This is a genomic window from Corallococcus sp. AB032C, assembly GCF_003668935.1.
Classification (GTDB): Bacteria; Myxococcota; Myxococcia; order Myxococcales; family Myxococcaceae; genus Corallococcus; species Corallococcus exiguus.
Map to the genome: position 1 here is coordinate 1 of NZ_RAWP01000185.1, position 9630 is coordinate 9630.

Here is a 9630-nt window from a genome sequence, read left to right on the forward strand (position 1 = left end):
GCCATGCCGCGCATGAGCGATGAACGACTCCGCCCGTTGGTGGAGCGATTCGGGCAACTCGTCCGCGAGCACGCTGTCTTCCGAGAGGCCTTCGGACTTATCTGATTCAGATGAGGGGATGCTTCAGGTCCGAACCGGGTGTGATTCCGACCTCTACCAAATGGAAGAGAGGACCCAGCGGCTCGTCATGCGCATCGCTCACGTCATGACGCGCGTTGTGACGCAGCTTTGACGCACTCATGACGCAGCGATCGAATCTTGGGTAGGCACAGCCGGCCGCATCCAGCCAGGCCTCGCAGGTGGCGCAGCGGTAGACGCGGCAGCCTACGGCCAGCGCCAAATCTCTCGGGGCTCTCGGCTACCGGCCCGGCAGCCTTGAAACTTGCGAATCGCGAGGTTCCTGGCCCTCATTGACCGCTAGAGTCGGCATCTCCAGGAACCGCCTGTAGATTTTTTCCGCCTCTGCGAGGGCGACCTCAATACGCTCGTTATCCATATTCATTTTCGTCAACTGCGACGAGTAGAGATTCAGGAACGTATTGAACTTGACCCTGGACAAATCAACCGCCGACTTCACAACGGAGAACGCACTTACCTTCTCCACTTTCGTTTTAAGCCCCTGTGCCTCGACATTGAGAAACCACGCCATCAAGTCGACACGCACAATCGACAGCCCCTCGGTCATCACATAATACCTCTTGAGGGTGTCCATGCCCGCAGAGCCACCACCAAGAAATATAGTCAATGCATCACTGATGAGTGAGCCAACTCCCTTCAGAATGTCGTCCTTGCTGCCGCTCAAGAAACTCTTCAGCGACTTGCTCACGGTGTCGCCAATCGCATTGAGCGACTCTGAGGTCAAGGCATGTGTCTCGGTGGCTGAATCGAGGACCGCCTCCACCGGCACCGTCCGATTGTCCGTGCTCCCTGCCGTCTGAAGGTTCGTGGCTATCTGGAGTTCGAAGAACTCGGCCTTGGCCTCAGCAAGCTTTGCCAGGTTCTCCACAAGCTCTCTCTGCATCTGCACAGTTTCATCAGAGCCATCAAAGCTCTCCAATACCTTGCGAATCGCACCCATGAGTTCCCCCAACTGTCGCAACAGCGTGACGTGCTCCAGGTGTGCATTCTTCACAATGGCTTCCGTCGCGTCAACGGAGGCGCCCATTCCGAGTACACGGCGTCTCGATTGCGAGGTTGATAGCGACATCCCAATGGTCCGAAATCACCCAGGGAGTGCTGGAGTGGGCTCACCGGAACAACGAGCACTGGCTCTTCGGGAGCGACGTTGACGGAGAGGATCGGCGAATGCGTGCTGGGTGAGCTGGCTCAGCGCGACGGTCCGCGAGCCTCGGTCCAGAGGGAGAGTTCGCCGTCCGCCTTTACGCGCAGTTCCCAGCGGCCGACGGCGCGCAGCTCGACCTGGATCTCCCGCACGAGCTCTGCAGTCTGGCGTGGTTCCGCGACCGGCTGTACGCGTGCTCGACGCGTGAGCTCTACGTCTGGGACGGCGCACGGTTCCAGGTGCACGCGTTCGATGGAGATCTCCCACGAACCTTGCCCCACTGCATCCCCGTGCGCAGCACCAAGAGAGTCCTATCGGTACGCCGAGAAGCCTACAACGGTGATCACGGCGGTTGAGGCGGGTAGCCGCAGTAGGCGAACCAAGCAACTGCATCCTGTGGACGCACGGTTGCGAGTGCCTCTCGCATCGCTTCACGGAGGGCCACATGCGTGCGTGCGCCGATGGCCTGCATGTGCGTCGTTACCTTCAACCAGCACGACTCGATGGGGTTGAGCTTTGGGCTGTAGGGAGGCAGGAAGAGAAGACTTGCCTTGCGACTACGAATGAGTTGCTCGACAGCCGGTCGGTGATGGGCGCTGAGGTCATCCATGACAACCACGTCGTGAGGCTTGAGGATGGGTAGCAGCCCCTCACGAACGTAGGTTTCGAAACGGTCGCTGTTGGTAGCGCTCTCGAAAGTCAGTACCGGCCCCACGCCTTGGAGCGTCAGGTCTCCTATCATCGTGACTTGTTGACGACGGCCCAGGGGCACGTAGCCGCGAGCGCACAGCCCTCGTCGAGCACGCCCATACCGACGCGTCATGGTGAGGGTCGCGGCAGTCTCGTCGATGAAGTGGAGGCTCGCGGGCTTCAGTTCGGCGGCCGTAGCCAAATACCGCCTGCGGGCGCGGCGATTCTTCCCCAGCCGCCGCTCGGAGGCGAGGAGTGACTTTTTTGCGTGTGTAGCCCAATCGGCGAAAGGCACGTCCCATGGTGGCGCGGCTCACTCCCACACCCATTTGCTTGACGTAAGCATTCGCGATTTCCTGGGTCGTGCTGTCGGGCGCGGCATCCAGCAGCCGCTTCACCTTGCCCAGTTGCGAATCAGGAATGCGGAAGAAGGGGCGAGGGCCCGGGCGCTTTGGCACGAGGGAGCCGGTTCGTTTCCAGCGGCCAATGAGGCGATCAACCGTCGCGACCCCTACTTGCTCGTCGCTCATGGGCTGGGCCTACCGAGGGCTACGCCCTGCGCCTGCCTCGATCCACGTTCGTGAGCACCGTTGTAGACGTTGGTACTGGGGCGAGGTGGTTTCTGTGTTGCATGATTCCTGCCGTTCTGTGAGTTTGAACGTTGTCTTGGTCCGGATTGCGGAGCGAGTATGCCGAGCCGATTCTTGAACATCGATTTGGACTTTTTTCTAGACCGAATTGCGCACAGCCCGGAAGGGGGGCGACTCTCGAGCGAGGGCTATAGACCCTGGACAAAACGCAGAGTTCGCGAGTTCTTGGAGGGGCGCTGTGGCCTGGATCGGAAGTCAAAGATCCCCGGTCGGTATGCTGTCGACCACGATGCCGCGTTCGACTGCTGGGAAGAGCTGAAACGCCAGGACGAGACTCTCTTTCCGCTCGAACTCGTGCATGTTGATGCCCATGCCGACCTTGGTCTCGGTGACGCCAGTTGGCAGCACATCATGGGGGATGTGCTCCACCGTCCTGTTGACGAACGCTGCAAGGCGGAACGTGGTCCGCATCGCCTCGGTTTGGGAAGCTATCTCGCGTATGCAGTGGCCTGTCGCTGGATTGGAAGCGTCGAATACGTTCACCCTCCCAAGGGCTGCAAAGACTTGCCGCCCTTGCTGTTTCGCGATTTTCGGCTCGAGAGTGGTTGTCTTGAACTTAGGTGCTATGCGCAGAATGAACTCGAAAGCCTCGTGTTTGGCGAGAGCTTTCATGGGTATTTGAGGCGCACTCGACCAGTGAGTGTTGAGCCTCCAGTTCCTTTTACGGCCAGCAGAGGAGATCGGTGGAAGACGTCAGCTCCATTTGATAGGGCGTTCTTGTGCCAGTCTCCTGGCTACACGCCGGAGACTTCGGACGCCTTGATTTCAATCTTTGCCGATTACATCGACTTTGGATGAAGTGTTCGGTCGTGCCGAGTCTGTGTTGCTGGATCGCTACCTCAGATGTATAGGCCGATATGCTGGTTGGCGACGCCGAAGCGATGAGTGGACTGGTGCGGCCCAAGGCTCGTCTGTCGATTTGCTGGGCAGGCCATTGGGCCAGGTTGGGCACTCGCCAGTAGACGAGATGTATCTGTTAGGTGGTGCTGTCCGCCGTGCTGCGGCGGATTGCGCCCACGAAAGTGCGAGGTGACATTGACGCACTGCCTGACTGGCCTTGCCGCCCATGACGCAGTGGCTGACTTGGGGAATATGACTGGGAGTGGCTCGATGTGTTGATATGCTCCATCGAGTTCATCGTGGAAAGGCGAGGCGATGCGGCTTGGACTCGGAGGAACGCTGACGTCGTGCGTGCTCGTATGGTTTCTCGGGTGCTCGACTCCGCAGGAGAAACCCGTTCTGGCACGGAGCGACGGGGTTGCCGGCATGGTGGCCGAGAGCATCGGCACCGAGGTGCCGGGCTCCAGCATGTCCGCGGGCGATCCGCATGCTGTGCGAGGAAGGGTGTTGGGGCCGCAGGGGCCCGTCGCGAATGCCGTGGTGCTGGCGACGCTTGCTCAGCCACCGAAGCCGCTGGAGATGATTCCGTGTCCTTCCCGCGAGGACTGGGAGGAGTACGGGCTCCTGTCGCCCCTGTGCCGGGCGACGTTGTTCACCCTGGAGTCGTGGCGAGCGGAGCGGTTCGATGAGGAACGTGTCCTGGTGCGCGCCTCCACGGACAGCGAGGGGCGCTTCACGCTGACGGGGGTGGGGGCTGGGACTTTCACGGTGTGGGTTGAGAGTCCCTCGGGCGCGGGGCTGCGAGAGGGCGTCGTCGCGGGGATGCGGGAGGCGGAAGTGCGGCTGGCAGAGCCGCGCTCGCTGCGGGGCCAGGTGCGCGACGATAGCGGCCAGCGCGCCGCAGACGTCCTGGTGACGGCGATGCACGTGACGCACCGGCGCTACTTCGAGACGCGCACGGACGCGACGGGCCGGTTCGAGCTCTCGTCGCTTCCGCCTGGCGAGTACGTCGTCCTCTTCCAGCGGGAGGGGCTCCTCAGCAGGCTCGAGGAACTCCAGGGCGTGGCCTACCCGCCTCTGGATGTGACGATGGCGCGCTCCCGGATGCTGCCCGGGCGCCTGCTGCAAGGGACGAAGCCAGTGGCGGGGGCCCGGGTGTCGCTCCATGGCCTGTTTCCCCCGAGGGAGACGACGACGGATGAGGCCGGGCGCTTTGCCTTCGAGGGCGTGCATTCGGGGCTTCACGTCTTCGCTGCGAACCACCAGGGACAGCACGCCCTCGCGGAGGTGGCGGTGCGCGAGGACGAGGAGCTTCCAGCCGTCGAGCTTGTGTTGGGGACGGGCGTGCGGCAGCGGGGCCGTGTGACGGACGCCCGGGGGAAGCCCATTCCCGGTGCGACTGTGTACGCGCGGACTGGGGGGCGCGGGGAGTTCGGGCCCGCATGGACTGCGAGGCGGAAGGCGACGTCCGCGGACGACGGTACGTATGAATTGGGCCCCCTGGTGCCAGGCCGCTACCAGGTCCAGGTCCTCGCCGACGGCTTCCTGGGGGAATGGGGCACGTGGATTCGAGTGGACGGCACGAAGCGCAAGAGCTTCGTGCTGCGCGATGCGGCGGTGGTACGGGGGACGGTGGTGGATACGGAGAGCCAGCCGGTGGGCAGGGTGAGACTCGACCTGTGGTCGAGGAAGGGGGACATGAAGCCCTCGGACCTCCGCGGCCTGGGTCCTCCCGGGGATTTGGGGTTGGAGTCGGGGGGCTTCGCGCAGTCTCGTCAGGATGGGACCTTCGCGCTCAACGCCACGAAGGTGGGCCCCTGGTTCATGAGAGTCCAGCGGGAGGGCTTCCAGGACGTCTTCCTGCCCGTGACGTCGCCGAGTTCGGACTTGCGAATCACCCTCGGCGAGGGCGCGAGCGTGAGCGGCGGGGTGACGAACTCGGAGGGCGTGCCCGCGCGGGGCTTCCGCGTGACTTTGGAGCCGGCCCCTGGCTCGACGGATTCCATGCCCGAGTTGGCCACGACGACCGATGCGCAGGGCTCCTTCGCCTTGAGGGGACCGCCCCCTGGGAAGTACCGGCTCCAGGCGGAGTACTGGGGGGGCTTCGAGAAGCGGTGCGTGGCGAGGGACGTGGAGGTCATCGGTACGGAGGTGAAGCTGGAGGCTTTGCGGCTCGACGAGGGGCTGCGCGTCTCGGGCCAGGTGGTGGACGCCGCGGGAAGGCCTCTGGTCGGGATGCAGGTGGGTCTGGAGCAAGCAGGCGCGGCGAAGGGGCGTGAGGGACGAGGCTCCGCATCGTGTCCTTCACGCAGGGCCGCCTCAGACGCCTGGGTTGTAGAGGGGGGGCGTTTCGAGGTGCCCCACCTGGACGCCGGGCCTCACCACCTCACCGTGGGGCAGGGCTACACGTTGGACGCCCAGGCCAGTACCGGGGTTTCGGTGGATGAGCGCGGGGACGCCGTTGTCGTGCAGGCGGGACGCTCGGACGTGCGCCTGGTGCTGCGTCGCGCGCCTGGCATCCGCGGGCGGCTCACCCGCGAGGATGGTTCTCCCATCCCCCGCTACACACTGAACGGTGAGACGGTCGAGGACTTCGAAGGCGCCTTCTACCTCTCGACGAGGCATGCGTCGTCGACGTCCCTGCTCGTGTTCAAGGCGGCAGGGCTTGCGCCGGTGTCGCGCGAGGTGACGGCAGGCAAGGGGGAAGACGTGGACCTGGGAGCGGTGGTCGCTGACCGGGGCGGGGTGGTGAAAGGACGAGTCACCAACGGCGTGACGGGGGCTGCCGTCGCCGGCGCGCTAGTGCAGGTAGAGGGCATTCCCGACACCGCCCAGGGGTGGACGGAGTGGGTGGACACGTCCGAGACAGAGGGCGGGGTGCGTACTGCGGTGGATGGGACCTTCACCCTGCCGAGTGTGGGGGCACTCCCCAAGACGCTGCTCGTGACGCATCCCCGGTTCGTGCAGGCGCGTGTGCTCCTCTCCGGGCAGGACATCGCCGTGCAGCTCAAGCCCGGGGCCACGGTGCAGGGCACGCTGCGTGGCGTGCATACCCGCCTGCTCCGGATGGTCCTGTCTCGCGAGGGGGAGCCCTTCACGGATGGCATCCAGTTGGAGGGGGAGCATTTCTCCCGCTCGGACTTTCCCGCTGGCACCTATGAAGTCTCCGTCCAATCATCGAGCGACAGGGCGCCGCCATTCGAAGTCGAGCCTCAGACTGTCACACTCCCACCGGGCGGGAAGGTGACGTTGGACTTCGTGAATAGGATGAGGGTGACGCTGCGCCTGCATGCGCCCATCGACCTGGAGGGCATCGAGACGGCGCTGGTGCCGGGGAAGGTGCCCATGCCGAGGAGCGAAGCCGAACGGCAGCGCATCCTCATGGACCTTCAATTCCTCCCTGACGGTGACGAGCGCACCTGGGTTTACAAATCCCTGAAGCGCGGGACCTATACCTTCTTCATCTTCGAGCCGAGGGGGAGTGTCGTCCGGACGCTGCGCCAGGAGGTGACGTTGCCGGACCGGGGCGAGGTTGACCGCACACTGGATATGAAGTGGGCGAACGTCCCGGTGGGCGAGGCGGACGACGGGAAGGAGTGAGCTCTTCACGCAGCATTGTAGAAGTGTAACGGGCCGGGGTAATGGATCGCAGTCGGGTCGGCCAAGCGGATCGCAGTCGGGTCGGCCAAGCTGTTCGTAGCGGGGTCGGCCAAGCGGATCGCCTCCGGGTCGGCCAAGCGGATCGCCCGCCTGAGAATTGGCGGAGGCGGTCCGTTCAGGGCGGAGGCCGTCAGAAGAAACGTGGCCAGTGGGTGGGCTGAGTGCCTACTTGGCCAGTCATCCCATGCATCCTCACGCCCCACCGAGCACCGCCGGAGCGGAGTGCGGAGGGGCGCGCGCGGATGAGTTACCGGAGAGTCGACATGGACAGGCTGAGGGAGCTGGTGCGGCTGCACCGGATGGGGACGGGTGCGCGCGAAGTGGCCCGGCTTTTGAGGATGGGCCCGAATACGGAGCGGGCGTACCGCGCGGCGCTCACGAGGGCGGGGATGCTGGAGGGGCGCCCGGAGGAGGTGCCCGAGTTGGAGGCGCTCAAGCTGCTGGTGCTGGAGCACCGGCCGCCGAGGGTGCCGGCCCAGCAGACGTCGTCGCTGGTGGAGTGGCAGCCGCGCGTGGAGGCGTGGCTTGCCCAGGGGCTGGGCGCGCGCGCCATCCACGACAGGCTGCGGCTGGAGGTGGAGGGCTTCAGCGCCAGCGACTCGGCGGTGAAGCGGATGGTGCGGCAGTTGCGCAAGGCGCGGGGCGTGAGGGCGCAGGACGTCGCCATCCCCGTCGTCACCGCGGCGGGCGAGGTGGCGCAGGTGGACTTCGGCTACGTGGGGAAGCTGCTGTGCCCGAAGCAGAGGGTGCCGAGGAAGGCCTGGGTATTCGTCCTGGTGCTGGCGCACAGCCGCTACCTGGTGGCGGACGTCGTCTTCGAGCAGTCGCTACCGACGTGGCTGCGGCTGCACGTGGAGGCCTTCGAGCAGCTGGGCGGCGTGGTGGAGACGGTGGTGCCGGACAACTTGAATGCCGCCGTGCTGCGCGCGGCTTTCACCCCGGACGAGCCGTCCGCCCTCAACCGAGGCTACCGGGAGGTGGCGCGGCACCATGGCTTCAAGGTGGACCCGACGCCGCCGTACGCGCCCCAGAAGAAGGGGAAGGTGGAAGCGGGCGTCAAGTACGTCCAGTCCAACTTCTTCAAGGGCCGCGAGGGGCAGGACGCCGACGTCGTGCGCGCGGACTTGAAGCGCTGGCTGGCGGAGGTGGCCAACGTGCGACGACACGGGACGACAGGGCGGCGCCCGGTAGACGTCTTCCGCGAGGAGGAGGCGCCTGCCCTGCGGCCCCTGCCCGCGAAGCGTTTCACGCCCGTCCTCTGGAAGGCCACGCGCGTCCACCAGGACAGCCACGTCCTCTTCGACAGGCGCTTCTACTCGGTGCCCTGGCGCCTCGTCGGCAGCGACGTCTGGCTGCGCGTCACCGACGCCAGCCTGGAGGCGTACGCGGACGACGTGCGCGTGGCCACGCACGCCCGGCGCGGCAGTGGCCTCTACAGCACCCACGAGGCGCACCTGCCCCAGCACCGCGCGGACTTGCGCCACCGCAGCCGCGGCTACTGGGAGGGGCGTGCGGCGAGGCTGGGCGAGGACGTCCTCACCTGCGTGCGCGCCGTCTTCGACTCCGACGACGTGCTGTCGCAGCTGAGGGCGGTGCAGGCCATCGTCACCCATCTGGAAGGCTTCCCGCCCGAGCGCGCCCAGGCCGCCGCCCGCAGGGCCCACTACTACGGCGCCTACACCTACCGGGCCATCAAGAATCTGCTGCGCCAGGGCCTGGACTTGCAGCCGCTGCCCCTGGCGCTCGCGGCCCCGGCGTCGCCCTCGCTTCCTCAGCCGCGCTTCGCACGCAGCGTGGCCGAGCTGCTGCACCCCTCCGCCGTGCCCCAGGAGTCCGAAATTGAGTCCCACTGACGCGCTCGTCCCCATGCTCAAGAAGCTGCGCCTGTCCGGTGTCCTCCAGTCGCTTCAACTGCGCACCCAGCAGGCGGTGGATGACAACCTCTCCCACTCCGAATTCCTCTACCGGCTGCTGGGCGACGAGGCGGAGCGGCGGTAACCGTCCGGCCAATGACGTGCCGTGAGGGATTGCCGGGGGAGCGGTTCGCGGCGGACGCTTCCGGGCATGTCGAAGCAGGTGGAGAAGCCGGAGTGGGCGCGGATTGCAGAAGCGTTCGAGGCCAGCGGGCAGACGCAGCGGGAGTTCGCGTTGGCGCGGGGCGTGCGGCTGAGCACGTTGCAGTCGTGGGTGTACCGGCATCGACGGAGCGCGCCGTCGCGAGGCGAGCCGGTGAGACTCTTGCCGGTGCAGGTGGCGACGACGCCCGCTGAGGCAGCGTCCGAGTTGGAGGTGGTGGCCGCGAGCGGGGCGCGGGTGCGCTTCGCCGTGGGGACCGACGTGGCGTACGTGGCCCGGCTCGTCGCGGCACTGGGGCGGTGAGAGGGTGTTCGCGCTTCCGGCGTCGGTGCGCGTGGTGCTGGCGGTGGAGCCGGTGGACATGCGCAAGTCGATAGACGGCCTCATGGCCTTGGTGCGCGGCGCGTGGGGCGAGGACGTCTACTCGGGGCA

8 protein-coding genes and 1 pseudogene are annotated in these 9630 nt (G+C 65.7%); 6 read left to right on the plus strand and 3 right to left on the minus strand.

The features are described from left to right. Positions 1-358: 358 nt before the first annotated feature. The 3 genes and pseudogenes from D7X99_RS40290 to D7X99_RS44775 form a co-directional block, all read right to left on the minus strand. Positions 359-1165, minus strand: coding sequence for a hypothetical protein (locus D7X99_RS40290; protein ID WP_121782373.1), 807 nt, complete (start codon positions 1163-1165; stop codon positions 359-361). Between the two features lie 460 nt (positions 1166-1625). Continuing rightward, positions 1626-2267, minus strand: a complete 642-nt coding sequence (locus tag D7X99_RS40295) for an IS630 family transposase (RefSeq protein WP_121782374.1) — start codon at positions 2265-2267, stop codon at positions 1626-1628. A 7-nt stretch (positions 2268-2274) separates the two neighbouring features. Further along, positions 2275-2502 (minus strand): annotated as a pseudogene (locus D7X99_RS44775) (helix-turn-helix domain-containing protein); the annotation flags it as partial. A 159-nt stretch (positions 2503-2661) separates the two neighbouring features. On the opposite strand from D7X99_RS44775, the gene D7X99_RS44780 reads away from it, so the two are divergent. The 6 genes from D7X99_RS44780 to tnpB all read left to right on the plus strand — a co-directional run. Further along, the gene (locus tag D7X99_RS44780; RefSeq protein WP_121782375.1) at positions 2662-3420 is read left to right on the plus strand and encodes a UPF0489 family protein; all 759 of its coding nucleotides are present in this window, start codon (positions 2662-2664) and stop codon (positions 3418-3420) included. 468 nt (positions 3421-3888) lie between these two features. Continuing rightward, on the plus strand, positions 3889-7062 hold the full coding sequence (locus tag D7X99_RS40305; protein ID WP_158627156.1) for a carboxypeptidase regulatory-like domain-containing protein: 3174 nt from the start codon (positions 3889-3891) through the stop codon (positions 7060-7062). Positions 7063-7385: 323 nt separating this feature from the next. Beyond that, the gene (gene istA, locus D7X99_RS40310; RefSeq protein ID WP_121782377.1) at positions 7386-8975 is read left to right on the plus strand and encodes an IS21 family transposase; all 1590 of its coding nucleotides are present in this window, start codon (positions 7386-7388) and stop codon (positions 8973-8975) included. After that, positions 8962-9120 carry a hypothetical protein gene (locus D7X99_RS40315; protein ID WP_199756426.1) on the plus strand — a complete coding sequence of 53 codons (159 nt, stop codon included), beginning with the start codon at positions 8962-8964 and terminating at the stop codon, positions 9118-9120. Before istA ends, D7X99_RS40315 begins: the two co-directional genes overlap by 14 nt. 66 nt (positions 9121-9186) lie before the next feature. Next, entirely contained in the window at positions 9187-9501 is a 315-nt protein-coding gene (locus D7X99_RS40320; protein ID WP_121782378.1) for a hypothetical protein, read from the plus strand. 34 nt (positions 9502-9535) lie between these two features. Then, a partial coding sequence (gene tnpB / locus D7X99_RS44785) for an IS66 family insertion sequence element accessory protein TnpB (RefSeq protein ID WP_368667840.1) occupies positions 9536-9630 on the plus strand: 95 nt, incomplete at its 3' end.